The sequence below is a fragment of the Trichocoleus sp. FACHB-6 genome (assembly GCF_014695815.1).
Classification (GTDB): Bacteria; Cyanobacteriota; Cyanobacteriia; order Cyanobacteriales; family FACHB-T130; genus Funiculus; species Funiculus sociatus.
Map to the genome: position 1 here is coordinate 66,639 of NZ_JACJOY010000097.1, position 26,566 is coordinate 93,204.

Below are 26,566 nucleotides of genomic sequence, written 5' to 3' on the forward strand. Positions count from 1 at the left end.
TGCCGATTAACTATGATTACACCCAAAAAACAGCAACATCTATCTAGTCACTCAGGTGTCAGCAGTGTTGGGTTAACCTCTCCCCAACCCCTCTCCTACAAGGAGAGGGGCTTGAGTTCCCTTCCTACTAAGGAAAGGGCTAGGGGGTTAGGTCTGCGCACTCTGAACAGTAGCGAGTCAGGTTTCACCCTTATTGAGTCTTTGCTGGCGATTATTGTAGTAGCGATTTTGCTGAGTGCGATCGCCCCCGTGATTGTCCTCTCGACAGCTACGCGAGTCCAGGCAAGGCGGGTGGAACTGGGAAGCCAAGCTGCTAGAACCTACATTGATGGTATTCGTTCTGGAAGAATTACGCCTCCTCTTGCCACCGTTGCAACTACTAAAAACCCAACTAAAGCCCAAGTAACCGACGATCTCGCTAAATTTTCTGCTGTTAAAGGCCCCAACAGTTCAGGCTCTTTGAGCATCCCAAATGCTCAATATAAAGATGGTTTGTACTGCATTGATGGCGATGGGGATGGTTCCTGTCTACATACCAGCCTCGTAGATATGGTCGTTCAGCCAATTGTGGGCGGTACTGTTGGCGTTGCACCAATTACAACAACTACAGGAGGAACAGAAGGATACCCTCTGCTAGTGCGGGTTTACAGGGCAGATGCTTTTAGCGATACTACAGCTCTGAAACCACAGACCGATGGGGATAAGGGAAGCAAGCAGGCGACTTTTACTGGAGGATTGGGTGCTCGCAAATTGCCAGTAGTAGCAGTAACTACTGCAATAGCCTCAAGTCAAACCAGCTTCACTCAATTATGCAATCGCCTAGGCTGTACTCCATAATTTTTGATAGGTCAATTAACGCAGGAAAGGGTATGAAAAGCATAGTGAAATGGCTTCTGACTGTTCAGATGAGACAATCGCATCTGAGCAGGAAAATAAGCGGCTTTACTTTAATTGAAGTGCTGGTCGCCATGATCATCGCTGCACTGGTTCTTACACCTCTGCTGGGGTTTATGGTCAATATTCTCGATACAGACCGCAGGGAACAAGCCAAAGCCAGTACAGAGCAAGAAATTCAAGCAGCTCTTGATTACATTGCACAAGACATGGAACAGGCATTTTATGTCTACGATCCTCTTGCATTGACTAAAAGTACAAGTACAACAGATGCGGCTGCGTCTGGGATTGCAAATCAAATACCTGGACCAGGACTTACCTTCGCTGGCTGTGCCGACGGTGGGGCAAACATTTGTAAACCAATTGTTGTGTTTTGGAAGCGCGATTATAGAGAAGGAGTAGTACCTGTTTCTGGAAACAATACTAAGAAAGACGATACTTTTGTCTACTCGTTAGTTGGCTATTACCTAATTAAAGGTAATGACTCTAACCCTAAAACTTGGTCAAACGCAGCTCGTATTGCTAGATTTCAAATTCGAGATGGCGTAAAAAATCCCTTGACTGCTGCTCCTAACGATTACGTTTCGCTTGCTGAAAGTCCTAGTCCAGGCTTTGCAGAATTAGACCGGAAGAAATCTCCGACCCAATGGCAGAATGCAGGTTCCTATAATGCCGCTCAAACCCCAATGCGGGTATTAGTTGATTATGTTGATCCAACAACGAACGGATTCAGACTTATTAAACCCCCAACCGACGATCCTAACACTCCAGAAAAAGAAAACGCGATCGCAGAAATTATTATAAGAGGAAATGCCCGCGAACGGATTAATTTGGGGGGAACGTGTGCTGATCAAGATACATATTGTCCGTATGCAAGGGTGCAGATTAAAGAACGTGGTGTGCTGGGCGAATAGTAGATATTGTAAATTATGCTAGTAGTATCTCCAGTAAGTAGGAGGAATTGATGAAAAACCCAGCTTTATTAAAGATTATGCAGCAATTTATATTAGACAAATTGTCTGGGGAACTTGAAAAACTTCCCTCAAAACGATTACCAGCGAAATCTAACTCTGGATTCACGATGATCGAGTTGCTGGTAGTAATTATAATAATCGGAGTATTAAGCGCGATCGCGGCCCCTGGCTGGCTTGCCTTTCTGAATCGTCAACGAGTGAATGCAGTTAACGATGCCGCCTTAAATGCCCTTCGAGAAGCCCAGCGAGAGGCTAAAAGAACAAAGCGCGATTATAGTGTTAGTTTTAAAATAGAAGCTCAAGTTCCACAAGTGCTTGTTCATCGTGCTGATGTTGCCGCCGCTAGTATTCCCGCCAATGAGTGGAAGAAGTTAGGAGAAAATCAAGACATCAAACCAGGGCAAATTTTACTTTACAGCAACATCACTACTCCTAACAAAGCTCCCGTTGGTGGTGTCATCAGCTATGCTCCAACAACTGCGAAAACAATTACTTTTAATTATCAGGGTACTTTACCACAGGATGCCGACACAGGTTTAACTATCGCAGTGGCTACAGCCAATAGTAATTATACAGCGCCTACAGGGCCCAAGCGGTGCGTTAAGGTGACAACTTTATTGGGGGCAATTCAAGCCGAGAAAGATGATAAATGCCCTAGTTAATGGCTGGAAACATAGCTGATTAAAAATTAGCGAAGATACGGAATCCAAAACACGCACCCAGAGAGGAAACTTGAAAAGTTGGGTGCGGATTTTTGTATTTAGCTAATTCACAAAAGATGGCAAGAGCCAAATGCTGGATTTACGCTGATAGAGAGTTTAGTAGTAATTTTGATTATAGGGATAGTCAGCACGATCGCGATCGCAACTGGGAAAGATACTGACTAAAACTAAGAGTCAATTGCAAAAATCAGCGAAGATACGGAATACAAAAGACGCACCTAGAGAGGAAACTTGAAAAGTTGGGTGCGTCTTTTAAGTATTTAGCTAATGCGTAAAAAGTTATCTAATTGCTCCAGCAGTGGGTTCACGCTGATAGAGAGTTTAGTAGTAATTTTGATTATAGGAATATTGAGCGCGATCGCAGCCCCCAGCTGGCTAAGTTTCCTCAGTACCCAAAGTCTCAGAACAGCCCAAGACCATATTTATTGGGCAATGCGGGCAGCCCAGAGCAACGCCAAACGCGATAAACAAAACTGGCGAGCTAGCTTTCGAGAAGTTAATGGCATTGTGCAGTGGGCAGTTTACCCGTCTAGCGTGAGTCCAACTGTAGCAAACTGGAATAACCTTGACCCCCTGATTCAAATTGACCCAGAAACCACCTACCCCATTCAGAGCAATGGAGTACGGGGTGTAGAATTTGGCTTTCTGGGTGAAGTGAAAACAATTCCATTTGGTCGTATCACCCTTTCCTCAAAAAATGGTGGTAAAGCCAAACGTTGTGTAGTTGTTTCTACCCTCTTAGGAGCAATGCGAACTGCAAAAGAGCATTCTACGGCCCAAGATGGCAAGTATTGCTATTAGCAAGTTTGTGCATGGGTTGGGAGGCTGGAAATTTCTCTAGTTGCCTAGCGAAGCGATCGCTAGAGAATGCTTACAATGAGGCAGAGCCTTTCTTCTGAGCGTTCCCAGTCTCTGACTGGGAACGAGAAGCAGCCTTTTTAGCCTGGGTCGGCACGCTTTGTTTGTTCGCCCTTAACTTCAGTCCTCGGCTTAAGACATTGCCCCTGCTGTCTTTTGTGGGTCGAGCTTCAAAATCAGCACCCCCAGAGGCGGTAAACACAAGTCTAGGGAATAGGGACGATTGTGGAACGACCATTCATCAGTCCACTTACCGCCCAAATTCCCCATATTACTGCCGCCATACTCGCGGGCATCGCTGTTAAATAGTTCCGTATAGAATCCAGGTACAGGAACACCTACGCGGTAGTGACTGTGCGGCTGAGGCGTGAAATTGCAGACCGTGACCACAAACTCTTCAGAGTCCTTAGCGCGGCGGATAAACGCAACAACACTGTGGCGATTATCAGTGCAATCAATCCACTCAAAACCTTCCTGAGCGAAATCCTGAGTATAAAGTGACGGTTCAGTGCGATACACGTGGTTGAGTTCGCTCATAAACCGCTTTAGTTTTTGGTGCGGCTCATATTGCAACAAATGCCACTCCAAGTCACCCCAGACATTCCACTCACTCCACTGCCCAAACTCCATACTCATAAACAGAGTTTTCTTGCCTGGGTGAGCAAACATAAAGGCGTACAGGCAGCGCACATTAGCGCACTTCTGCCACTCATCACCAGGCATCTTGCCGATTATATTACTCTTGCCGTGGACTATCTCATCGTGAGACAGCGCCAGCATGAAGTTCTCGCTGTGGTTGTACCACATACTGAAAGTGATATTGTTCTGGTGGAACTGCCGGAACCACGGGTCCATGTGGAAATAGTCCAACATATCGTGCATCCAGCCCATATTCCACTTCAAATTAAAACCCAGCCCCCCCATGTAAGTAGGCCAAGACACCATAGGCCAAGAGGTGGATTCTTCCGCAATCGAGAGGATACCAGGAAAGTAGCTAAAAATCGTGTGATTGGTCTGGCGCAGGAAATCAGCCGCCTCAATATTTTCTCGGCCGCCGTACTGGTTAGTCAGCCATTCCCCCTCTTCACGGCAATAGTCTAAATAAAGCATCGATGCTACAGCATCTACGCGAATCCCGTCAATGTGGTACTTGTCAAACCAGAACAGGGCATTGGCAACCAGGAAGTTACGCACTTCATGGCGATTGTAGTTAAATACCAAAGTACCCCATTCTTTGTGTTCGCCCTTGCGGGGGTCTGCGTGTTCGTAAAGGTGAGTGCCATCGAAGAATGCCAGACCGTGACCATCTTTGGGGAAGTGACCGGGAACCCAGTCTACAATTACCCCTATCCCGTTTTGGTGGCACTGGTCAACGAAATACATGAAGTCTTGGGGTGTGCCATAGCGGGAGGTGGGGGCATAGTATCCTGTTACCTGGTAGCCCCAGGAGCCATCATAAGGATGCTCTGCGACTGGTAACAATTCAATGTGAGTGAATCCCAGCTCTTTGACGTAGGGAATCAGTCGTTCTGCCAGTTCTCGGTAGGTGAGGAACCGCGCCCCTGGTTTATACTCAGAGACGACTACAACATCCTCAGTTTTGCCATTTGGCAACCGGGCAGGTTCAGCTGAGGAAGCGTGCAGCCATGATCCTAGATGAACTTCATACACGGAGATGGGATGAGTCAGCGGCTCGGTGTGGCGGCGCTTCTCCATCCAGTCTTGGTCCTTCCATTGGTAAGAATCTAGATTAGTGACGATAGATGCGGTTTTAGGTCGGACTTCCTGTTGAAACCCGTAGGGATCAGATTTCTCGTAAATGTGACCATCAATGTTTTTGATTTCATATTTGTAGTGTTCCCCAACAGCCAAACCAGGGATAAATAGTTCCCAGATGCCAGTGGAACCTTTACCCATTTGATGCTGGCGACCATCCCAAAGGTTAAAATCTCCCAAAACTGAGACGTTGCGGGCATTTGGGGCCCAGACAGCAAAGTAAACTCCTTTTACGCCGTCGATTTCTGTCGCATGAGCGCCCAGTTTCTCGTAGATGCGGTGATGGTTTCCTTCGCCAAACAGATGCAGGTCAAAGTCTGTGAGGCGGGGAGAACGGAAGGCGTAGGGGTCATAGATAACGCGCTCGTGTTCTCCTTCTTGAATTCGTAGCTGATAGTTTGCTAGTTCTGGGGTTTCAATGGTGCATTCAAAAAAATGGGGATGATGCACTGATTGCATGGGGTATTCAGTCCGTTCTTCTGGGCGAACGACCCAGGCAGCGATCGCATTGGGTAGGTAGGCTCGAACTGCCCAGACGGTTTTCCCATCTTGCGTGCTGGGATGGGCACCCAGGATTTCAAATGGGTCTTGATGTTGATTCCAAACAATCCGCTCTATCTGTTCGGGGGCAATGGTCATGGACATAAACCTACTTATCCTAAAGGTCTTGACTGAATTGAGACGATTCGCTCAATGAGAAGCTTGCACTACCCATCAGGGTAGCTGGCACTCTCGCTTAAAGTCGTTTCGCTTCTAAGCATCTACAGGCGCTCTATGTAAGAGTGCTTTATATTTATATACATTTTTTTATGTTTGTATATTTTGCATCCTGCTAAGGGACAATAGCAAATTATGGCACCAGTATCCGCAGGAGAAAGGCGCAAAGGTAAAAAATTATTGGCGGGGAATCAATTGCAATAGTCTGAGATGTCTTGCTGGGAGTGAAAAAATACTATTTGATGGGAACGCCAATTCCCCGCAGAAGTTGCCGCACTCGCAGCAGAAAAACTAATTCTCGCAGTTGAGGATTGAGTGGGGATGCCCCTGGGGTAATGGTTTGCAACTCGGCTTGCAGCTGGGCGTATTCAGCGGCTGTAATCGGTTTGCCATCAATTGGCGATCGCGCTTCGGTAATAATCTCCGTCCGCAATACTTCCTCTGGCACTTCCTCCGGCGGTGGTAATGCCCACGCAGGAAGGCAAAAGGCAAAAGGTAAAAAACAAAAGGCAATCCCGCCTAACCCCCAGCAATAAAAGTTTTTCCCCTCTCCCCTGCTGGCGAACCAGTTGAAGGGGGTGGAAGGCTGCAAAAGGCAAAAACTTGTTTTTTTTAATTCATCGTTCATCCTTCAGAAGTCCTGGGGTAGCGGTTCCTTACAGATTTGTTGAATCTGCTTGATGCGCTCAAACAACCAAGGGTATTCTTCCCGATAATTGGGAATCAGTGCTAAAGGGCTAACTAGGACAGCTATTCTCCAAGGCGAGTAGGCAGCCTATGCTTTCATCAAACCATTCCAGCATCAATGCTTCGGTCGGTAGCTGGGAATCTGGCAAAGAAAGCGCTGGTTTAGAACGATGGCTGTCTAAAAATTTTAAAATCGGCGATGAGTGTGCGATCGCTTTCGGTTCCCATTTTTGCCAAAAGCACCGGAACTCTCCTCAGCCTGGTGAGTGGTTTTAGCTTGAGAATACCTAGCCCTGGGGTTAAATTCTCACTCGATAGGCAATTTATTTAAATCCCAGCCCCAGTTTCAGTTTCGACAATAGTCAAAACTGTCTAATTGCAGTAGTAGCATTTAGCGCCAAAAGCTGCTTACCGCAATATCATATAAATCTTGTCAGCCATTACCCAAAATTTAGCTGCGCCTACATCTAAGATAAAACTTGTATTTCCTGGTAATCAAAAATCTGATACCCAGGTGGTAGTACATGCCTAACTTAATATCTTAGGAACGATTACCAACCTGAGATTCAGACTAGGGATAACCAACCAAGTGGAGAAAATCATACCCTTTCGGCGGTATGAACTTCATTCAGGGGATGAGAACCGAGACCCAGCTTAATTACTAAGGAGATGTGGTAGGTGATGCGGTGGGTGATGCAGTGGGTGAAGGACTAGCTCCTTCTCCGCCTCCTCCCGTTTGGTCACAAGCTCCCAAGGTGGCAGCCAAGCCGAGTACCAAAACCAAACTAAGTATCTTTTTGTTCATACACTCCTCTTTTATGGATTGCTACTGAAGGAATCGTTTGCTATTTAATCACAATATTGTATTTTTTGCTTGAAACTCCTGTCCCTACAAAGGAGGATTTCTGGATTTTGAACTTCACTTTGCTCAATCGGCTAGAAGTGATGTTTCTGTTTCGAGTGAGTCCCGACGATTTCCGCGTGCCTCACCTTTCCTAAGCTGTCTTAGGTATTGACGGTTTATCGCCGCCTTTGCGGATTTGCTTTTATTCGCCAGACAGCGAATTTGCTTGGGGTTTTGGGATTTTTGGAAAATCCAAAATAAACATATGAACTATAGCATAAACAGTAATTTCTGTCTATACTATTTTTAGTGAAAAATCCATAACTAAAGAGTAATGCAGTTTTTTTAAGCTTTAAGTAAAAAAAAACCTGTAAATTGGAAAGAAACTTCTATCGAAGTTGAGCATTAGTTAATCTGAATACAACTTAAGGAGGAAAAGATCCGTTATGCTGACAAAGCTTCACCGGGCAAAATAACTTGACAAAAGGACTTGTAACCACTGCATAAAAATTTAACTAGCCCACAAGCGCCCGAATTGTTCAAGGAAAGCTTTGTGTTCCCTATTTTTGCTAAAAAAAGCAAATTACTAGCAGCCTGGATGCCATATCCTCAAAAACATTGGATACTACTACAGAAAATCGTTGACCGGATTCGGAACTCATTGGAATTGAGAGTAGTTCTGCAAACGGCGGTAGACGAAATTGCCACATTGCTAAACCTGGATAGGTGTTGTTTTTTGTGGTATTTCGAGGATACGCAACGGGTGCAAGTAGTAGTAGAGCGATCGCGCCACAATCGAAAAAATGCTCAACTGGGATACTATCCGCTAGAAAAGTTTGGAGCGATCGCGGGCGCGATCGCTACTGGCAAATTAATCATCAACAGCAAAACAGCAGTTTCTAATCCAGGCGTGGTGGGTATAGTTAGCCGATGGCTTTCCCAGCTGCGGCTGATCCAACCGCAGATAAAGAAAGACCAACGATCGCCACAATTGCCTATATTCCAGGGTGCGATCGCTAACTTATTGGTTCCCTTAAAACAGTCAGAAGGCTCGATAGGCTTTATTGCCTGTATTTCAGAGCAACCCCGCATTTGGTCAAGCTCCGAAATTGAGTTTCTGCAAGCGATCGCCCAGCAGCTAGAGATTGCCATCCGTCAAGCTCAGCTTTATGAGCAAACCCAGAAACAAGCTCAAAGAGAGCAACTGGTGAATCAGATTACCAGTCTTACCCGCCAAAGTTTTGACATAGAAACCATTCTCACCGAAGCGACGCGAGAGCTGATGCAAGCATTATCAGCAGATCGGTGTCTAATTCATCTGGTAGAAAGTCATGAACAGGAGAGTATCCGTGTATCTGAGTGGGAGAATCACCTACAAAACTCCCAACCCTCTTCTGCTGCCTTCAGACGGAAACACCTTTATGAAGTGTGTAGGGAGCCTTTTCCCCCGACAATTGATGACTTTGATACTCATGGCCCAATCACCCAGTGGGTGATCCAGCATCGTCAACAGGTGAGCATCTCCGACATTACGCGAGATGGACGAGTTGGGGAAGCCAACCTTGAGTACCAAAAAGCTCAGATAAAATCTTCTCTAGTGGTGCCAGTTCAGGCTAACGGAACGCTGCACGCAATTCTTTATCTCAATCAGTGTTCCGAAATCCGGTATTGGTCGAAAAATGACCAGAAACTAGCCCAAGCAGTTGCCGATCAGTTGGCGATTTCTATTCAACAGGCGAATCTGTATGCCCAAACTCAGCAGCAGGCACACACGAGCGCCCAGCAAGCCGAGCAACTCTCCCAAACGCTCTTAGAACTGCGGCTAACGCAATCTCAGCTGATTCAGAGTGAAAAAATGTCAAGTTTGGGGCGGATGGTAGCTGGGGTTGCTCACGAAATTAATAATCCAGTGAACTTTATCTACGGCAATATTCCTTATGTAGAAAATTATGTCCATGACCTGATCCGGTTAGTGCAGGGCTATCAAACTGAGTATCCGAACCGAAATGCGGAATTACAAAAGCTGACTGAGCAAGTGGAGCTAGATTTTTTACTCAGAGATTTACCCAAGATTTTAAAATCGATGCAGGTAGGTGCTGAGCGGATTCGCGAGATTGTTAACTCATTGCAGCACTTTTCTCGCCTCAATCAAGCGTCCCAGAAATCGATAGATATCCACGAGGCGTTAGAAAGTACCCTCTCAATTCTGTACAGTTACCTGGGCGATGAAATTGAGGTGGTGCGGCATTATGGCGACTTACCCCCCGTGGAGTGTTACCCAAAGCCACTCAATCAGGTATTTATGAGTATCTTGATGAACGCTATAGAAGCGATCAGCAGGTGGTCATCTAAAGAAAAAATTATCAAGTTGCGTACAGAGTTGGTGAGTGATGGGGAAACGGGGGAAGATTTTGTGAGGATTGCGATCGCAGATAATGGCCCTGGAATTGCCCAAGACATTCAGCCGAAAATCTTCGACCCCTTCTTTACTACCAAAGATGTTGGTCAGGGCAGGGGATTGGGCTTAACCGTAAGTTATCAAACCATCGTCTCCCAGCACCAAGGCAACTTACACTGTCACTCCCAACCCGGTCAAGGTGCAGAGTTTATTATAGAAATTCCTCTCCAGCAACCCAAACCGTTGTCACCAAGTAAAGGAGAGATTGGGGATCGGGAATTGGGGACTGGGGACTGGGAAGACACCACGATGAAATTAGCGATGGAGATTAGGAAGACACCATTGGGCAAGAATTGACAAATTGCACGAAAACAGACTAGCGACTCTAAAATGTGGACAATAGACAGCCTTTGTGTCTATGGTTTAAAGTCGTTGGTGTTTTGTCCTTTGTCAGTGGTCATACCATTTTGGATTTTGGATTTTGGATTTGAAACTCTAAGCTGTAGAAGTTTCAATAATTCAAAGCGTTACCAAAGTAAAACAAAATGGTGTCAGTAGTTAGTGGCAAGGAAAAACAACCGACAACTAACAACTGATAACCCACAACTAAAAACTGCTTATGTCTGCTGTCCCTCAATCCGTTGCTTCAGACCGCCGCCTTGGGAAAAGAAAACCAGATATCTCCTCGCGGCAACCCAAAGGCGGCGTCCCGTCTAGAACCAGTAGCAGAAGAACCCAAAAGCCAGCATTTCAAGCTCAATCACCAGGTTGGCTGCGATCGCTTGCCTACGTGCAGCGCGTCTCAGATATATTGTGCTTCGGCTTGATTGCCGCTACGCTGGGAGTTTATGCTTGGACAGTCTATACTCAGCAGATGTGGAGCCGGCAGTACAAGCATCTGGAAACCTTGCAACGCAATGAGCGACAGATGACGGCGGCGAATGAAGTCTTGAAAGATAAGTTGGCTCAAGAAGCTGAGCGTCCGGGAACTGGCTTGGTTTCTCCTAATCCTGCCAACACCATCTTTTTAGCGCCTGCACCGCAGCGCCAGTCACTTCCCACACCAGCAGCGACTGCTAACCCAGAACCAACACCAACAATGCCAATGGGCTACTAGAGGCATGGAGAATTCAGGATCTAGAAGTCGTAGGACAGCTACGCAGAAAGTCTCCGGAAATGGCAAAACTACGAACCTGCTGAATCACAAAGCTACTAGGATGCCATCAGCCAAAAAACTGCCCCTAGAAGCTACTCGTGCCGGAAAAAATCATCAGGCATCAAATAATGTAGAGACGCGCAATCTCGCGTCTCTAATGGGTGGCAAAAGTCCGCAAGAAGAGAAACAAACAAACGGCATAATTGCCTTGCTGTCTAATCCTTCATCCTTCCGGCTGCTACTCGTTTGGGGAGTGCTATTCGCAAGTGGGTTAGGGCTGGCGCTGAATGTGTATCGGCTGCAAATTGTCAAGGCACCAACACTGCTTGCAAAAGCGCGACAGCAGCAAATGGTATATCTGCGTCCGTTTGTGCCGCGCCGCGCGATTGTGGATCGCAACGGCAACGTTTTAGCCACAGATCGCCCTGCTTATACACTGTTTGCCCACCCAAAGCTGTTCAAACAATCAAAGTCTGCGATCGCTACCAAGCTAAGTGGGACTTTGGGAATTTCTGCCGACGCGCTGGTTACTATGTTTAACCAGCGCGATAGTGGGATTCGGGTTGCCTACTCTCTAACCGAAGAACAGGCTGACAACATCGCCCAACTGCGAAACGATGGACTTGAACTGATTCAAAATTACGCCCGCCTCTATCCTCAGAAGGATTTAGCAGCAGACGTGGTCGGCTATGTCGATGTTGACCATCGCGGACAGGCGGGTGTGGAATATAGTCAGGAAAATTTACTGGTTCGTGCTGTTCGCACGGTGCGACTTAGCCGGGCGGGGAATGGCACGTTAATGCCTGACCATTTGCCAGAAGGATTGTTGCACTTTGATGACCTGCGACTACAGCTGACGATTGACTCTCGCTTGCAACGGGCGGCGCGATCTGCCTTGAAGCAACAGATAGAGCTGTTTAGAGCTAAGCGTGGTACGGTTATCGTTATGGATGCGCGGGATGGTGCTTTGCTGGCGCTGGTGGCAGAGCCGACATATGACCCGAATGAGTATTTTAATTCTGACGTGGGTTTGTTTAAGAACTGGGCGCTGGCTGACCTTTATGAGCCGGGTTCGACGTTTAAACCGTTGAATGTAGCGATCGCTCTAGAAGCTGGAGCAATTACACCAGAAACTACATTCTATGACGGCGGTAATATTCAGGTAGCTGGCTGGCAGATCAAAAACGCTGAACCTGGCCGTCACGGGAGACTTACAATTTCTGAGATTCTGCAATACTCCAGCAACATTGGCATGGTACAAATCATCCAACAAATGAAGCCAAGCGTCTACTACGGCTGGCTGGAACGCCTGGGGCTGGGGCAAACGGCGGGCATTGACCTGCCTTTTGAATCACCAGGGCAGATGAAAAGCTCTGAGCAGTTTACCTCATCTCGGATTGAACCAGCTACCACCTCGTTTGGTCAGGGATTCTCTCTAACGCCTATCCATCTCGCACAGATGCACGCTTCTCTGGCCAATGGTGGCAAACTGATAACGCCCCATCTAGTCCGGGGGTTATTTGATACTCAAGGACAGGTGTTTTGGCAACCAAATCAACCAACACCGCGCCCCCTCTTTTCCCCGAAGACTACCCAGACGGTGTTAGAAATGATGGAAGCTGTGGTGGTCAAGGGAACGGGCAAAGCAGCTCAGATTCCAGGTTATCGGATTGGTGGTAAAACGGGAACTGCCCAAAAAGCCAGTTCCACAGGAGGATACTCTAGTGCCAGAATTACAAGCTTTGTAGGTATCTTGCCTGTAGATTCTCCCCGTTATGTGGTTTTAGCTGTAGTGGATGAACCGAAAGGGGAAAATGCCTATGGTTCCACTGTGGCGGCACCAGTGGTTAAATCAGTCATGGAGGCGCTGATTAGTATCGAACAAATTCCACCTTCGGCGGAAAAATGAGGGGATTGGGGATTGGGGATTGGGAAGAATCTTAGCCAGTTCCTAGTCCCTAGTCCCCAGTCCCCAGCCCCTACCCCCTAGTTTGGCTTTGCAAAAGTTGCTCCCACATCTGATCTTGGGTTTGGGCGGGTTGCAGACAAGTTAGCCCTTGACAAACTAATCCCACCGCCTCAGATGGCATCACCTCTGCATTGCATACAGTTGTGGGGAGGTATTGAGCGATCGCGCTGGCAAGTTGGTTGACTGTGGTGCGAAGCAGCGTACAGTGAAGATACCAATCCAGCCCGGTAAACAAACCGGGACACGCTTGCGGCGATCGCTCCATTATGCTGCTAAACGCTTGTAATGTTTGCTCTGCCCGATCGAGATATTCCAGATTTTCGGTGAGCATGGCCAGACGCACTAAGTTGGCGATCGCTATCCCGTTCGGCGCTGGTGTAGCATTATCCACATAGCTACGCTCTCGCACTATTAGATCGCTACTGGCATCCTTCGCTGTGTTATAGTATCCACCCAGTTCCACGCTCCAAAGAAATTCGTCAAACTCTTCTTGCAACTGTATCGCTTTCTTCATCCAGAAACGAGCTTGAGTCACTTGGTGCAAATCTAGCAGGGCTTTGATAAACAGGGCGTAATCTTCCGACTGCGCCAATACGGATGGACAGCCGTCGTAGTTCAGCCGGTGGAAGCGTCCGTCAATAAATTGGCGATCTAAGATGAAATTGGCAGCGCCTCCAGCAAGAGACAAATACTCTTCTTTGCTGAATACTCCGTAAGCTCTGGCTAAACCTGAAATCATCAGGCTATTCCATGCCACAATCATTTTAGTATCGGTGACAGGTGGAATCCGTCCCGGCCAATTTCCAGTTTTTGCCTCTTTGTTGTTGCGGGCTGGAGGAAAAGTTTCTAATCCTGCCTTGGCACCATAACGAGCTTCAAACAGCTTTTCTAAAGCTGCTTCTAGTGTTTTAGTCAGTTTCCCTGGATGACGGCGCTGCAATACAATTTTGCCTTCAAAGTTGCCTCCCGGTGTCACTGTAAACTGTTCTTGAATTTCTGCAAACTCTTGGGGAGTTAGCAACTCGGCTATTTCCGGGTAACTCCAAATGTAAAACGCCCCTTCTTCGGGTTCTGCCTCTTCTGGAGTGGTAAAATTATCCGCATCCTGAGCAGCGTAGAAGTAACCTTCGGGTGCAGTCATTTCGCGTTTCAGCCATTTTACTGTGTGCGCGATCGCTCTCTCAAATGCTGCTTCCTTTAACCCAGCACTCCACAGATTCGCCAAATACTCGACAATTTGCCCATTATCGTAAAGCATTTTTTCAAAGTGAGGCACCGTCCAGGTAGGATCGACTGTGTAACGGTGAAAGCCGCCGCCCACATGGTCGTAAATTCCTCCCAGTGCTAAATCTAATCCTCGCTTGCTGCAAGCTTGCTTAGGATCGGATTTGGATTCAAAATTAAATCGGACACCCCGCAGCGCCAACTCGGTATACGGTATCATCGGGAAACTCGCACCCTGTCCGTCGCTGTCTATTACCCCGGCGCTAGTTTCCAAACCTCGCCGCAACAAATTTTTATCCAACCCCTGCGTCTCTACTCCAGTTTGCAGTACAGCGGCTTGCTGCATATAACCGAGAAGTTCTTCTTTGAGACTTTGCATTTTTTCGGTTTCGGTGTCGTAGTGGCGGCGAAGCGCTTGCAACACTTGCAAAAATCCCGGTCGTCCATAGCGTGGTTCTACGGGGAAATATGTACCGCCATAAAAAGGCACCAAATCATCAGGCGACAGAAAGATATTCAAAGGCCAGCCGCCTTGACCACTCATCATCTGCAACGCCTGCATATAAATACTATCAATGTCAGGACGTTCTTCCCGGTCTACTTTAATCGGGATAAAATTGGCATTTATATATTGCGCGATCGCGTTATCTGAAAACGCCTCTCCTTCCATTACCGTACACCAGTGGCAGCTGGAGTAACCAATCGAGAGCAAAATCGGCTTATTCTCAGCCTTTGCCTTTTCTAAGGCTTCTTGACTCCAAGGCCACCAGTCTATGGGATTTTCAGCGTGTTTGCGGAGATAGAGGCTTGATTCTTGGGCTAGGCGATTGCTCATAAACGCTAATTGCAGCACTCGGTCTGACAACGGTTTTCACCTTTAGCAGTTTAGCGTGAGGCATCAAGCGATCGCTCCATCTTGCGTCGTATCCTGTTCGATTGTCTTTGGTGGTAGACGCGCCTACTCGCGATCGCATCAATTCACTGAGCCTTTTATCAAAGCGTTATTATCATTAAATTCTATATCGCTTATTTTTAATTTCCCTAGTTCCAATTCCAACTTTAGTCTTTCTTTTATTTTATCTTCAGGAATCCCCAGCTTTTGGGAAAGCTCTGATATCGTCAAGCTCAAGTTTCCTAGCTTTATTCTTGTATCTTCCTCAAATTTTAACTGACCATTTTCTACTTTAGGCTTACCCTCTATGCCAATATAAACATCTTGATTTTCTAAAAAAGGAAAAGTTTTAGTTATCTTTTCTACAAAAGCCTTTTCCCTCTGCTCTAGTCTGTCTTTGGGAATCTCAGAAACATTTATTACCGCTCCACTTTCTAGATTTCCATCTTTTATGGTTGTATTAAAAGCTTTGGTTGTTCCCAATACTTTACTATTCGGTGTATTTTCTGCTACCGATGAAACTACCAACTCGTTGAAATCCTTTTCGCTTAAGTCTATTTGTATAGTTCTACTATTTTCCTGGGCTTGAGTATTTTTCGGTGCATCAGTATTAACTTCATATCCATCAACCCTAGCTAATTTAGGGCTGAGTTCTTGACGCGCATTAATGCTGTCTTCTATTTTGGTATCAATTTTTTCTTGTAGTTTAGTTTTTACTCCTTGTACTTCTACTTCATTAGATAGGTTAATTAGTTTATCGCTACTTACTCCCTTGGAAACGTACCAATCCGGGAGCTTTGTTGCCTGACTCCAAAAGTAATAAGCAACAGAAGCAGAACCTAATATTAGTAATAAAAATGCAATTAAACTTTTTTTCATATTTAAACTCCACTTTGCTAAGTCACTCTCGTGACGAGAGAAGGACAGGCTCCCCAGCCTTTACTACGGGTTACAACCTCTTTAAGATTGCTATATCGTCACTAGCTAACGACTAATGACTTTTGCCTTTGCACGATAGCATTTTTTTTGGGAAAGTGCATCATGAAAGCGCTGTAGGTACAAAGAAACGAAAAACTCAATTTCTTTTCGGGCGCTGTATTGCATCTGTATAGGAAGCGTGTGAGCGATCGCTGCAAAGGATTCGGTAACACTTTCGAGTAAATCAAAGATTTCTTCTAGAGGTGCATCCTGATATTGGCGCGATCGCAAAGTAAGTGCTAATGTCGGCATTAGCTCAATTTCTTGTTGAGCTAACGCCTCTAAATCTTTAAATTGTGGTGTCATTTAGCGATTCCTTGATTAATTAAGTCTCAGTTTTTGAGAAATTGATCCAGCACACTCGCTATTGGTGTTGAAGTTCTCCCGGACGGCAATTGATTAGTCGTCTGGTTTATACTAGGTTGGTTAAGTGCCGCAATTACGTTGAGAGACAAGGTGATCGCGGCGGCTTGGAGAAGTCTTTTAAACATTGACAAGAGCCTCCGTCCATCGCATGGTAAATATTACGGTACGATGTTGTAAAGCGATCGCACTTCGTTCTATCGATTCACCCGATTGGGTGATTATTGTTAGAGTCAAAATGCCAGCGTGACTTCAGTCGCTACCCTTGTACAGTGTGGGTGTATTGCAAATTCACCTGATAGCAGGATGTATTAAACATTCTCCAGCCAGTAGCCTATCGCTTACAATATCTCTGCACAAGGCTACTGTGCGAAATTTTATGTCATCCTACAACAAAGCTGGCCTGATATTTGAAATAGGTCTTGGTGTTGCTCTTCTCGGTGGGATGAGCGTTTACGCTTACACTGAAATACAAGCTGAACAAAGCCAAGAGACGACTTTAATTGAGATGCAAAGTCCGTCAAGTCCTTTGCAAACTTCCGAAGCAAAAACTATTTTGGCAGAAGTTGAAAATCTCAAAGCTGCGGGAAAATTTGAGGAGTGCATTGTACAAGCCAAAACAGCACTTAGTAATTCCAACTATTACGCCGATGCTAATGCACTAACTCAAGAGTGTCGATTTGAGTGGGCGAACCAGTTAGCAGCATCCAATAATTATAAAGAGGCACTTGTTAAAGTTGGTAGAATTTCACCAAGCAGCGAATGGCATACAAAAGCTCAACCGTTAATCACTGAATGGGCAAAACGTCTCAATCTTAGTGGTGATTGGTGGCTGTGCAGTGCTTTGGGAAACTCAGAAGTGACAAATAAGCCCAGCCAAGTTGAGTTTTATAAAAATAGCAATACTTGTTATGACCTGGTATTAGAGTGTTACTGCCAAAAAATAAATTAGCGATCGCTCTTATAAATTTAAACTCCTTATTTGGATATTGTGAGTAGTCAGTGGTCAGTATTTCGTAGCAACTGACCATTGACAAAAAACAATAAAGATGTGCAGCTTCCTAAAATTAGGGCGAAGCGGTGGGAGATGCTTGGGGACTACTTTGGGGAGTAGGAGAAATACTAGGTTTTCCAGAATTAGTGGGTTCCCCGATTTTTTTCGTCCGCACAAAGATGTCAAAACGGCTAGAGCGATCGCTACTAATCCCAGCTGTTACCCCAATGGAGCGAATCGCATTTGTAAATATCTTTTGATCGGGCGAAAATTGCGGCAGTGCCAGATTTCCAGTATTAATCGTGCGGTCAACATCAATGAAAAAGCTACCATTTTTGGCATTAAGTTCTGTTGGCATCCCCTGTTTAAATAACTCGCTGTCGGAGAGAGTTGCTTGTGGTTGCGGGACGATGGTAGTAGCAACAGGTGCGCCCAAGGACAGGAAGGCAACATTTCCATCTAACCAGCCGTGAGTTGCGGCTAAACCACCCAACTGCGATGTCCAGTTGACTACTGGTTGATTATTCAAATTTCCCTGTTGCACCTGGAATTGGTATTGGTTTGCCATCACCTGATCTATTTGCTGGAGGGATTTTTCCGCACGAGAGCGATCGCTTGCTTGCACCATAAATACCACCCCAGCACCTAAATTTGAGGGAACTCCTTTAGGTGCGGGAATTAAAGCCAAGCTAAACTCGCCTCGCATCCAAGGCAGCAAATCTTGCTCTAAATCTAGACCAAGTTGAGACTTTATCCCAGCTTTCAGGGCTTCTGGATTGATCGGGATAATCGGATTTGATTGAGCGCCCTTGACGTAATCTTGCCATAACCGCTCTAAATTGCCGCCAGAAGTCATCATCAGCGTGTTTTCTGGCAAGCGGCGGGACATAATTTTGGCATTGTTTTCAACAGCATACTTGTTTTCGCTGTTCGGCTTCAGCCAAGAAACCCCTTTAAAAAGAATTCCCTCTGGTTGCAACATCACCGATGTTGCTAAACCCTGCTTTTCTTGCAAAGAAGCGAGGTTTTGGGAAGGAAGCGATCGCGCCGAATTTGCTGCGGCTACAGCAGTAGCAACTGGCACATTAAAATATAATCGCGCAAACGGATCTGTGGCTCTAATCCTACCCAACGCCTCCGAGTAACCTGGAGTAGTCCCCAAAGATGCTGCACCTTTGTAGGTATCGATTATGCGCTCCGTCCCTTTAGGATCGGTGCTGACAACCAAAGAACGTTCTAGCAGCGTTGTGGAAAACTTCTGTGCCGCACCGCTCGGCGTTTCTCTAATCTTAATGCCCTTGTAATCGCGTTCAACGAACTTGTTCGCGGTTTGCGGTCTGGCTCTTTCCAACACTTGCTTTGCTTGCAAGGGATCGTTAATTGGCAGCACCATCACCACCGATTGTTGACCAACGGGAATCGCATTCGGGGATTGCGGTGTTTCCGGGGGCAAAAAAGCGATCGTCACTTCTTTACCCACCCAAGGCTTAATATCTTGCTGATAGTTGTAGCCGTTGGCAGTGAGGAGATTTTTTTCCAGCTGTTGCAGCTGTTTGGCAAAGGCAGCTTGGCTTTGCGGAGTGCCATACTCCCGGAGTTGCTGCCATTGCTTTTCATCAGTAGAAACTGACACGGCAAAGAGCGCATCCTGAGGAACTAACTTGGCACCTTCTGGGACATTACCCCGTAAAATATTTTGCTGCACCAGCAGCCAGTAAGCCAATGCGCCGCCCAGTAGCAACGCACCAGTTCCCAAAGCCAGAATTAGGGGACGTTTATTTTTCTTAAGCATGAAATTCAGACAGGCTATGCAGTGCCATTGCCAATTTAGCAGGGAATGGGGAAAGGGAAATGGGGAATCGGGAATCGGGAATGGGTAATTGCTACTACCAATTACCAGTTACCTATTATCAATTACCTCACTGCTCATTTCTACCCTGAGAAGTAGTTACATTTTACCGATGGATGGCGATTATGGTATTTCATTTCAATACCATCGCACTTTTGGTGCGCTTTGGGTGTTATAGGATTTAGACCTTTGCCTGCGGATATACACCAATTTAGGGAGAAGTTTACTCACTATAGAAGCATTGGCTTAACCCCGTCTTTGAGTAAAATTCTATGGGAGTGGTTTCAATTTGTTAAGAAACATTCAACAAGATTGGCTGAAATATCGCCGATTAAGAAAATCGGCACAGCGAAATATAACTCAGCTGCGAGAAGGGCTATTGGAAGAATCCATAATAGACCTGAACTATATGGTATTGATTGTTGGGTCTTGCGCGATCGCTACTTTCGGACTCCTGACTAACAGTGCGGCGGTAATTATTGGGGCAATGATTATCGCCCCGTTAATGTTACCGATTCGGGGCTTAGCTTTTGGCGCATTAGAAGGCGATATTCTGCTGTTTCGCCAAGGGTTAAAATCAGTAATTGCGGGTACAGTTGTAGCAATTTTTTTAGCATTTCTTCTCGGTTCCTTTGTCGGACTGCCAGAATTTGGCAGCGAAGTGCTATCTCGCTCTAAACCGACTCTGCTAGACTTAGGAATTGCCGTATCTGCTGGGGGAATCAGCGGCTTTGCCAAAGTTCAGCCAAAAATTTCTGGTACTTTAGCTGGGACTGCGATCGCAGTCGCACTTATGCCTCCCGTTTGCGTCATTGGCTTAGGTCTTTCCCAAGCTAATTGGTCGCTGAGTTTCGGTGCAGCACTGCTGTATATGACAAATTTGTTGGGCATTACCCTAGCTTGTATGCTGACATTTTTAGTGTCAGGCTACACCCCATTAAATCGCGCCCGGAAAGCCCTAACTTGGACTCTCATTTTTACAGCAATTCTCCTAGTTCCTTTAGGTATCAGTTTAGTACAATTAATCAGACAAGCCCGACTAGAAGTAAGTTTAAAACAAGCACTGCTTAAAGAAACCATTACTTTTCAGCGAGTAGATTTAATTAAAACTGAGTCCAACTGGTTAACTAACCCACCAGAAGTTTATCTCACAGTTCGCGCTCAGGAAGTTTTAACACCCAAACAAGTGCTGCTACTGGAAGAGTTTGTCGAGCAAAAAATGGGTCAACCTTTTACATTAATTTTTCAAGTTAGTCAAGTCGAAGATGTACGGCGAGAAAGCCCAGCCTCGTCACCTTAACAGCCTGAGTCTTGAACAATCTTTTATCCAACTTTTTTAATCTTTCATAAAATAATGCAACCAAAATTCACAGATATTACCAGTTGGGGGCAAGCGGAAATCCTGATGCAACCAGCCTTCATCCGCATCATTGACCACATCCGCAAACACTTAGATCAATCAACCTGGAAAGGAACTTATAAAGAAGTGCTAATTTGGTCTGGGGGGACATCAGAAGAAACTAAAGCTGCTTTTACTGCTTTGCAGCAACAACTCGCCACCGCTTCACCAGAAGAAGCGTCTGTAATCGAAAATGCTTTAGCTGATATCCCAAATCCCTATCCTGGCTATCTGCTTTGTTTGCAACAACAAGACCGCGAAGTTAGCGTTGATTTGTGGGAACTGTGCTATCAAGTTTGTTTTCGCAATTATAATCAAGCGATCCACCAAGAAAATGCAGAAGTAGAGATTGATACCAGCTTAATTGAAGAAGACACTGGTGATGTAGACTGGAATCTTTTGGACGCTAAAGCTAAGCATCTAGTGGAAGAAATATTTGTGAATTTGCCTAGTAGTTGAAAATCTCTAAAGCCCGCAGGCTGAAGGCTAGATGCTCCACAAACAAAGCTCACCTACGCGGGCTAAGAGGAGGAAAGATAGCGCGATCACTTTTTCTTCAAGCAGCAGTATCGTCAGGCAGATTATCCATGCTAATTGCGATCGCGTCGCCGTATTCGCTCAAGTCAGCCCAAACAGGTGAAAAGTAGCGGTTGTGCAGGTTGATAACCTTTTCAACATCGGTGATAACTTCTAACTCATCAAGCCCTTTTTCAGCTTTCCGCCACGCAGTTTGGGTGAGATTAGCGCTACCTTTGAAAGCAAGTAAGCCATCAATCACGACTAATTTTTGATGAGGGAGTTCATCCCATCTGTGACTTGAGGCGCAAACAGCTTTTATTTCGAGATTTGGTGCTTCGTTTCTATAGCATTCTAATTCAGGTAATAGCCAAGCTTGATCGGGAGGTAAAGAGACAATTCCCCGTACTTTAACCCGCTGTGCTGCCATTTTCAGAAAACCCAGAAATTGATGGCTAAGCCCCCAACTGGTGACATGGACAAAACACTGTGCTTGGCTCAATGCTTGTAACAAGCCTTGAAGCGGTGGATAGTCTGGGCTGTGCATTACATTACTCGCTATCATTGCCAGATGCTTGCAGTGTTCGATTGGGTCTTTTATCTCAATATAAAGACTTTGATTTCGGAAATAAGACTGAAATTGCTCGATTTGGAAATTGCTGTAAGTGACATACTGGACTTGGCACACTGGGCAATAAATCTGCCGCTTCTGGTTCCGCCGCATTCTAGGCAAGACAGCAAGGCATTTTTGGCAATGTGCCTGCGGTTTCTGCAATGTTAATAGGCTGATGATATCCAAGCTGGAAGGAACGAAAGCAATATTTTTAATAGCTTCTGGGGCCATCTTGATTGAGTTCTCAACTAAGTAACTGAGTCCAGTATGCAAGTTCGACCAAGATTAATCCAGCGAAGTCCAAGCAGTTAAACCGTGAATTTAAAGTTTTCTCTTATCCTTTGGTAAAAGCAGTGATGGCGGGCTTTCCAATCTTCAAGAAACTTCAATTGCTGAAATACGCAAACTGGCTTAAGATCAGTGAAAATCTCTTATCTTCCCGAAAGCGACACCAAACATCCGCATCGGGAATTTAAGCTACGTCAACTATTGCCTCTACAAATGCCAAAACGTAATCGTGGTTACATCCTCACTTCTCAAGGAGCGAAAAAGCTCACAGAGGCGAAACGAGAGTGGGAAACTCAGCATGAGAATCGGTGTACTCAGGAAAAAATACGACAACTGACCAGAACCTTGAAGCCACCAGAAGGTTTAGACCCTGGCACCATTAGGAAAATATTGAAAGGTGAAAAAGGAGTTGATAAGGAGTCTATTCTCTGTCTCTTTATTGCTTTCAGCCTGCAACTAGATGATGACGACTTGGAACAGGTAAAGCAAAACGATGTACCTAACCTAATCTCATCAAGCATAAAGGAGAGTGAAACAGGGGAGGATCTAATGTCGTTGGCTACCAGTATGCTAGAAGAACTGGGTTTCAACCGTTATTTTAATATAAACAGGACATCGCAATATATAGGGTACAGACCTAAAGATTTAAAATTTTTAAACAAGGGTTATGAATTTATTTTAATGCCTCATGAAAAAGCTTTAAGTATTTGTATATTGAAAAAGATTGTAGAACCATACTTGTTGAAATTTATTTTTATGTGTAATGATGAGGAAGATGGGACTGACTGTATACTTGTAGGGCAAGAATTGTTTTGGTTGGCTCCTAGTAAAGAAGATATTTTTTTTAAGATAAATACCCAATACAATTATAGTTTAAATAGCTGGGATTATGGTGAGTCCATAGAAGAGTGTTATCTTCATCCATTTAAGGGAGAAATAATTTCTCAGGAAGAATTTGAATCAGATGAATTTGAAGAATTTCAAAATAAAAATATTACGTTTTATAAGCATAAATCATATTTTGAGGCTTTAATTAATAGTAAATGCTGTTTACATATATGTGAAAATAGCACTTTTTCTTATGCTTGGGAAATTTGTATTAACTCAAGCGAAGTACTTCAAGAATTTATAAACTACATGGAAGAAATGCTCATGTCATCTAGATATATTTATATAAAATAATTTAAATTTTACACTAACAAATGTCTCAGCATTAATGCCTTAACTATGAGTAAACTACAAACAAAAATACCGATAAATACTTGGGTTGTAGCCAGTTGGGATGAATACATCCAGGCGATTGAAGAGCCGCAACTAGAAAAAGCGAAAGGCTATTACTACAATGGACAATTGAGAATTGAAATGTCACCTGTAGGTTCTGACCACGCCAGCGATCATGCAATAATGATTTTCGCTGTCACCTTGTTCGCTACCATTAAAGGCATTCCTCTGAATGGACAAGATAACTGCACATTAAGAAAAACAGGCGTTCAAGAAAGTCAACCGGATGTATCTTATTACATTGGTGAAAACGCTGATGTGATTCCTTCGGAAACATCAATTATCAATCTGGATCAATGTCCACCACCAGATTTAGTGATTGAAATTGCGAATACTTCACTGTCTGATGATATCGGGCAAAAACGGCTGCTGTACGAAGATTTAGGAGTAGCGGAATATTGGGTGGTGGATGTTGTGAACATCAGAATTATTGCTTTTACCATCACATCTGCTGGGGGAAGTCAAAGAATTACTGAGTCTCAGGTGTTGCCGGGATTAGCAATTTCGGTGCTAGTGGAAGCTTTAGAGCGCAGTCGTCAAGAAAATCAAAGCTTAGTTGGTGCTTGGTTATTATCCCAATTTCAACAATAATTATTTATTGATAGTAGATAGAGCGCGATCGCATTCTCATAACTAAACGCGATCGCTTCTTCAAGCTTCATCCGGCTCAATCCCCAATGCCCTCAATTGTGCTGCCAATTGCTCGGCACGTTGTTCAGCTATCTGTCGCCTTTGAGCCTCCTGCTGTCTTGCTTCTTCTGGGGATGGGTACTTTCTCCCATCTTGGTCATACCAATACAGCCACTCTCGCGTTATTCCCCAATAAGTTCCTTGTTCCCGCCCAATTCCTAAACCAATCTCCGGCATCCACACGGGTTCCCCCGGTTGCCGAACATAAGCTCCATCAACTAGGCGATACACCTCCAAAAGGTCGTGTCTATCGCGCTGGCTGTATTCGGGGTTGTAGATTGCATAGTACAACACTCCAAGTTGGGCATATTGGGTGGCTTTGTTGTCGTACTCTCCCCCGTAAGTGTGAGAGACAATTTCTAATACCCAAACAGGTACAACGTTGTTTTCTTTCCAGACAATGTAACTCAAGCGTAACTTGTCACCCTTCAACCGCTCTACCCCTAAGCTGAGGAAGCCATCGGGAACAATTGGAATTCTGGGATTAGTTCCTGTTGTATGGTAAATCCCCATATCAACGGCAAAAAACCAGTCCCTACGGTCTTGCCAAATGAAGGCTAAAATCGCTCCTAATAAGTTAGGAATTAAATTTTGCAGTTCATTATCCACAGGAGTATCGTCAGAACAAGGTAGTTCTTCCTCTGATGGAAGCTGTAGCGGATCGTACTTTAGCATGGCAGCCACTCTCTTACGGATTAAAGTTTGCTGGCTCACAAACAAAACCTTAATTTGCTTTCAGTAATTTGCTTTCAGTCCGCGCAGACGGGCTTGGTTTGTTTGCCCTTGACTTTAGTCGTCCGGTATTTTTGCAAGCTAAGTGTATGTTAGCTTCATATTGAGTACAACATTGAAGCCAATCAGCTTGATTTGATAAGATTTTCAAGTCAAAGAACCTAGCAGAAATGCTAAATAAAAATCGAAACTATTAGCAACAATCACCATGCAAACATCGACAATTGACAGCAACGAAGCAGCAGCTATCCAAGCGGTGCGGGACTCTGTTGCTGTGTGCGATCGCTCTCACTGGGGACGCATCCAAGTTTCTGACGATGACCGCATCCGATTTTTGCACAACCAGACTACCAACAACTTCCAGTCACTCCAGCCGGGACAAGGTTGCGATACAGTTTTTGTAACATCGACGGCGAGAACTATTGACTTAACCACTGCTTATGTGATCGAAGATTCTGTGCTGCTGCTGGTTTCACCTTCTCGCCGCCAGCAATTGATCCAGTTAATGGATCGCTACATCTTTTTCTCTGACAAGGTGCAATTAAAGGATGTAACCGAAGATACCGCTACTTTCAGCCTGATTGGGCCGGGAAGTGATGCCCTAATAGAAAAGTTGGGTGCTGGTGCAATTATTGGGCAACCTTATGCCTCGCACCAATTGTTTGAGGATGTGCGGGTTGCTGTAGGTAGCGGTTTGGCAACGTCGGGATATACTCTTATCCTAAGTTCTGCTAATCGCGAGAAGCTGTGGGAGAAAATAGTCGAAGCTGGGGCAGTTCCAATGAGCGATCGCGTCTGGGAACACCTGCGAATCGAACAAGGACGACCTGCGCCTGACTTTGAACTAACCGAAGATTATAATCCCCTAGAAGCTGGCTTATGGCAGACAATCTCTTTTGAGAAAGGCTGCTACATCGGACAAGAAACAATTGCCCGTTTAAATACCTATAAAGGAGTCAAGCAACACCTTTGGGGAGTGCGATTAAGCGCACCCGTAGAACCTGGGAGTGTGATTACCGTAGGAGAGGAAAAAGTCGGCAAACTCACCAGCTACACCGAAACCGAACAAGGTTCCTTTGGATTAGCGTATATCCGCACCAAAGCTGGTGGCGAAGGGCTGAAAGTACAGGTCGGGGAAAGCCAAGGTGAGCTTATTAATGTGCCATTTGTAACTCACGATTACGTGTGATTACTGCTTAACCTTCCGATAAATCATGGATGCGATCGCTTGTCCACCTCGCAGATGTCGTTCCACCACCGCCGGGACTTCATCGGGATGGACGCGGCTATACCAAACCTGTTCCGGAAGCACCAGCACCATTGGCCCATTGCCGCATTGTCCTAGACATTGACTACCAGTTACAGTAACGCCAGGAACTGGAAGTGCTTGAAAAGCTACCAAAACCTTAACCGCACCCAACTTGCGACAACTGCGGTTCTGGCAAACTAATACTTCGGTAGGTGACAAATTGCCCTCAAACATCTGTAATTTCAAGCCACGCTAATCAACATTTGTATGGGGGTAACTTTGTACGCCCATACAAATGTTGGCTTAATTGCTGTACGTTGTTTATGGCTCTGTGGTTTCAAGTTTTGTGAATTAGATATCTACCTATTGGTGGGAATCATCAAACGCTGGGAACACTCGCATTCAACCCAATAAATGCTTATGGGTGTTAAGTTTCCCATCCTCGGCCCCAACCTGCGATCGCTAACATGGTAAAAAATCAAACAGCCTTGTCTTAGCCTCCT

Annotated in this window: 26 protein-coding genes; 14 read left to right on the forward strand and 12 right to left on the reverse strand. The window is 45.3% G+C overall.

Annotation, left to right across the window (positions count from 1 at the left end; all coding sequences use genetic code 11):
- The first annotated feature begins 12 nt into the window (after positions 1–12).
- From hpsB to H6F66_RS28510, 4 genes are all read left to right on the forward strand, one after another.
- Positions 13–837, forward strand: coding sequence for a hormogonium polysaccharide secretion pseudopilin HpsB (gene hpsB, locus H6F66_RS19075; protein ID WP_190424219.1), 825 nt, complete (start codon positions 13–15; stop codon positions 835–837).
- Between the two features lie 32 nt (positions 838–869).
- Positions 870–1,808: a hormogonium polysaccharide secretion pseudopilin HpsC gene (hpsC, locus tag H6F66_RS19080; protein ID WP_190424221.1), complete on the forward strand. Its 939-nt coding sequence runs from the start codon at positions 870–872 to the stop codon at positions 1,806–1,808.
- A 50-nt stretch (positions 1,809–1,858) separates the two neighbouring features.
- Positions 1,859–2,530, forward strand: coding sequence for a prepilin-type N-terminal cleavage/methylation domain-containing protein (locus H6F66_RS19085; RefSeq protein WP_242023782.1), 672 nt, complete (start codon positions 1,859–1,861; stop codon positions 2,528–2,530).
- Between the two features lie 327 nt (positions 2,531–2,857).
- Positions 2,858–3,391 carry a type II secretion system protein gene (locus H6F66_RS28510; protein ID WP_190424224.1) on the forward strand — a complete coding sequence of 178 codons (534 nt, stop codon included), beginning with the start codon at positions 2,858–2,860 and terminating at the stop codon, positions 3,389–3,391.
- A gap of 189 nt (positions 3,392–3,580) precedes the next feature.
- Here the strand turns inward: H6F66_RS28510 and glgB are convergent, their stop codons facing one another.
- Complete coding sequence (glgB, locus tag H6F66_RS19100; RefSeq protein WP_190424226.1) at positions 3,581–5,869, reverse strand: 1,4-alpha-glucan branching enzyme; 2,289 nt, start codon at positions 5,867–5,869, stop codon at positions 3,581–3,583.
- Positions 5,870–6,176: 307 nt separating this feature from the next.
- A complete protein-coding gene (locus H6F66_RS19105) occupies positions 6,177–6,569 on the reverse strand; it encodes a hypothetical protein (protein ID WP_199295494.1) in 393 nt (130 codons plus the stop codon).
- Positions 6,570–6,718: 149 nt separating this feature from the next.
- Between H6F66_RS19105 and H6F66_RS19110 the strand changes: the two genes are divergently transcribed.
- Positions 6,719–6,904: a hypothetical protein gene (locus H6F66_RS19110; RefSeq protein WP_190424228.1), complete on the forward strand. Its 186-nt coding sequence runs from the start codon at positions 6,719–6,721 to the stop codon at positions 6,902–6,904.
- Positions 6,905–7,289: 385 nt separating this feature from the next.
- Here H6F66_RS19110 and H6F66_RS19115 read toward each other — a convergent pair whose 3' ends face one another.
- Positions 7,290–7,433 carry a hypothetical protein gene (locus tag H6F66_RS19115; protein WP_190424230.1) on the reverse strand — a complete coding sequence of 48 codons (144 nt, stop codon included), beginning with the start codon at positions 7,431–7,433 and terminating at the stop codon, positions 7,290–7,292.
- Between the two features lie 637 nt (positions 7,434–8,070).
- On the opposite strand from H6F66_RS19115, the gene H6F66_RS19120 reads away from it, so the two are divergent.
- The 3 genes from H6F66_RS19120 (at position 8,071) to H6F66_RS19130 (ending at position 12,935) form a co-directional block, all read left to right on the forward strand.
- Positions 8,071–10,227, forward strand: a complete 2,157-nt coding sequence (locus H6F66_RS19120; protein WP_190424232.1) for a GAF domain-containing protein — start codon at positions 8,071–8,073, stop codon at positions 10,225–10,227.
- Positions 10,228–10,489: 262 nt separating this feature from the next.
- Positions 10,490–10,987: a hypothetical protein gene (locus tag H6F66_RS19125; RefSeq protein WP_190424234.1), complete on the forward strand. Its 498-nt coding sequence runs from the start codon at positions 10,490–10,492 to the stop codon at positions 10,985–10,987.
- Between the two features lie 100 nt (positions 10,988–11,087).
- The gene (locus H6F66_RS19130; protein ID WP_242023784.1) at positions 11,088–12,935 is read left to right on the forward strand and encodes a penicillin-binding protein 2; all 1,848 of its coding nucleotides are present in this window, start codon (positions 11,088–11,090) and stop codon (positions 12,933–12,935) included.
- A gap of 70 nt (positions 12,936–13,005) precedes the next feature.
- Here H6F66_RS19130 and H6F66_RS19135 read toward each other — a convergent pair whose 3' ends face one another.
- The 5 genes from H6F66_RS19135 to H6F66_RS19155 form a co-directional block, all read right to left on the reverse strand.
- Positions 13,006–15,054 (reverse strand): thioredoxin domain-containing protein, encoded by a 2,049-nt coding sequence (locus H6F66_RS19135; RefSeq protein ID WP_190424236.1) that lies wholly within the window; start codon positions 15,052–15,054, stop codon positions 13,006–13,008.
- Positions 15,002–15,193 (reverse strand): hypothetical protein, encoded by a 192-nt coding sequence (locus tag H6F66_RS19140; RefSeq protein WP_190424237.1) that lies wholly within the window; start codon positions 15,191–15,193, stop codon positions 15,002–15,004. The genes H6F66_RS19135 and H6F66_RS19140 overlap by 53 nt, the downstream gene beginning before the upstream one ends.
- Positions 15,193–15,990, reverse strand: a complete 798-nt coding sequence (locus H6F66_RS19145; protein ID WP_190424239.1) for a hypothetical protein — start codon at positions 15,988–15,990, stop codon at positions 15,193–15,195. Before H6F66_RS19145 ends, H6F66_RS19140 begins: the two co-directional genes overlap by 1 nt.
- A gap of 105 nt (positions 15,991–16,095) precedes the next feature.
- The gene (locus H6F66_RS19150) at positions 16,096–16,395 is read right to left on the reverse strand and encodes a hypothetical protein (protein ID WP_190424241.1); all 300 of its coding nucleotides are present in this window, start codon (positions 16,393–16,395) and stop codon (positions 16,096–16,098) included.
- Between the two features lie 26 nt (positions 16,396–16,421).
- Entirely contained in the window at positions 16,422–16,580 is a 159-nt protein-coding gene (locus H6F66_RS19155) for a hypothetical protein (protein WP_190424243.1), read from the reverse strand.
- 251 nt (positions 16,581–16,831) lie between these two features.
- On the opposite strand from H6F66_RS19155, the gene H6F66_RS19160 reads away from it, so the two are divergent.
- Positions 16,832–17,404 (forward strand): hypothetical protein, encoded by a 573-nt coding sequence (locus H6F66_RS19160; RefSeq protein ID WP_190424245.1) that lies wholly within the window; start codon positions 16,832–16,834, stop codon positions 17,402–17,404.
- A 115-nt stretch (positions 17,405–17,519) separates the two neighbouring features.
- Here H6F66_RS19160 and H6F66_RS19165 read toward each other — a convergent pair whose 3' ends face one another.
- A complete protein-coding gene (locus H6F66_RS19165) occupies positions 17,520–19,238 on the reverse strand; it encodes a DUF3352 domain-containing protein (protein WP_190424247.1) in 1,719 nt (572 codons plus the stop codon).
- Positions 19,239–19,584: 346 nt separating this feature from the next.
- On the opposite strand from H6F66_RS19165, the gene H6F66_RS19170 reads away from it, so the two are divergent.
- Positions 19,585–20,595: a DUF389 domain-containing protein gene (locus H6F66_RS19170; protein WP_190424249.1), complete on the forward strand. Its 1,011-nt coding sequence runs from the start codon at positions 19,585–19,587 to the stop codon at positions 20,593–20,595.
- Positions 20,596–20,649: 54 nt separating this feature from the next.
- Positions 20,650–21,153 carry a hypothetical protein gene (locus H6F66_RS19175; RefSeq protein WP_190424251.1) on the forward strand — a complete coding sequence of 168 codons (504 nt, stop codon included), beginning with the start codon at positions 20,650–20,652 and terminating at the stop codon, positions 21,151–21,153.
- Between the two features lie 97 nt (positions 21,154–21,250).
- Here H6F66_RS19175 and H6F66_RS19180 read toward each other — a convergent pair whose 3' ends face one another.
- Entirely contained in the window at positions 21,251–22,054 is an 804-nt protein-coding gene (locus tag H6F66_RS19180; protein ID WP_190424252.1) for a phospholipase D-like domain-containing protein, read from the reverse strand.
- A 189-nt stretch (positions 22,055–22,243) separates the two neighbouring features.
- On the opposite strand from H6F66_RS19180, the gene H6F66_RS19185 reads away from it, so the two are divergent.
- Positions 22,244–23,293, forward strand: a complete 1,050-nt coding sequence (locus H6F66_RS19185; RefSeq protein ID WP_190424254.1) for a hypothetical protein — start codon at positions 22,244–22,246, stop codon at positions 23,291–23,293.
- A gap of 45 nt (positions 23,294–23,338) precedes the next feature.
- Complete coding sequence (locus H6F66_RS19190) at positions 23,339–23,983, forward strand: Uma2 family endonuclease (RefSeq protein WP_190424256.1); 645 nt, start codon at positions 23,339–23,341, stop codon at positions 23,981–23,983.
- Between the two features lie 60 nt (positions 23,984–24,043).
- Here H6F66_RS19190 and H6F66_RS19195 read toward each other — a convergent pair whose 3' ends face one another.
- Positions 24,044–24,757: a Uma2 family endonuclease gene (locus H6F66_RS19195; RefSeq protein ID WP_190424490.1), complete on the reverse strand. Its 714-nt coding sequence runs from the start codon at positions 24,755–24,757 to the stop codon at positions 24,044–24,046.
- Positions 24,758–25,022: 265 nt separating this feature from the next.
- Here H6F66_RS19195 and H6F66_RS19200 point away from each other — a divergent pair, with 265 nt between their 5' ends.
- Positions 25,023–26,003, forward strand: coding sequence for a folate-binding protein YgfZ (locus H6F66_RS19200; RefSeq protein WP_190424259.1), 981 nt, complete (start codon positions 25,023–25,025; stop codon positions 26,001–26,003).
- On the opposite strand, the gene H6F66_RS19205 is transcribed toward H6F66_RS19200, so the two are convergent.
- On the reverse strand, positions 26,004–26,297 hold the full coding sequence (locus H6F66_RS19205) for a (2Fe-2S) ferredoxin domain-containing protein (protein WP_190424261.1): 294 nt from the start codon (positions 26,295–26,297) through the stop codon (positions 26,004–26,006). It abuts the gene before it with no gap.
- Positions 26,298–26,566: the final 269 nt, after the last annotated feature.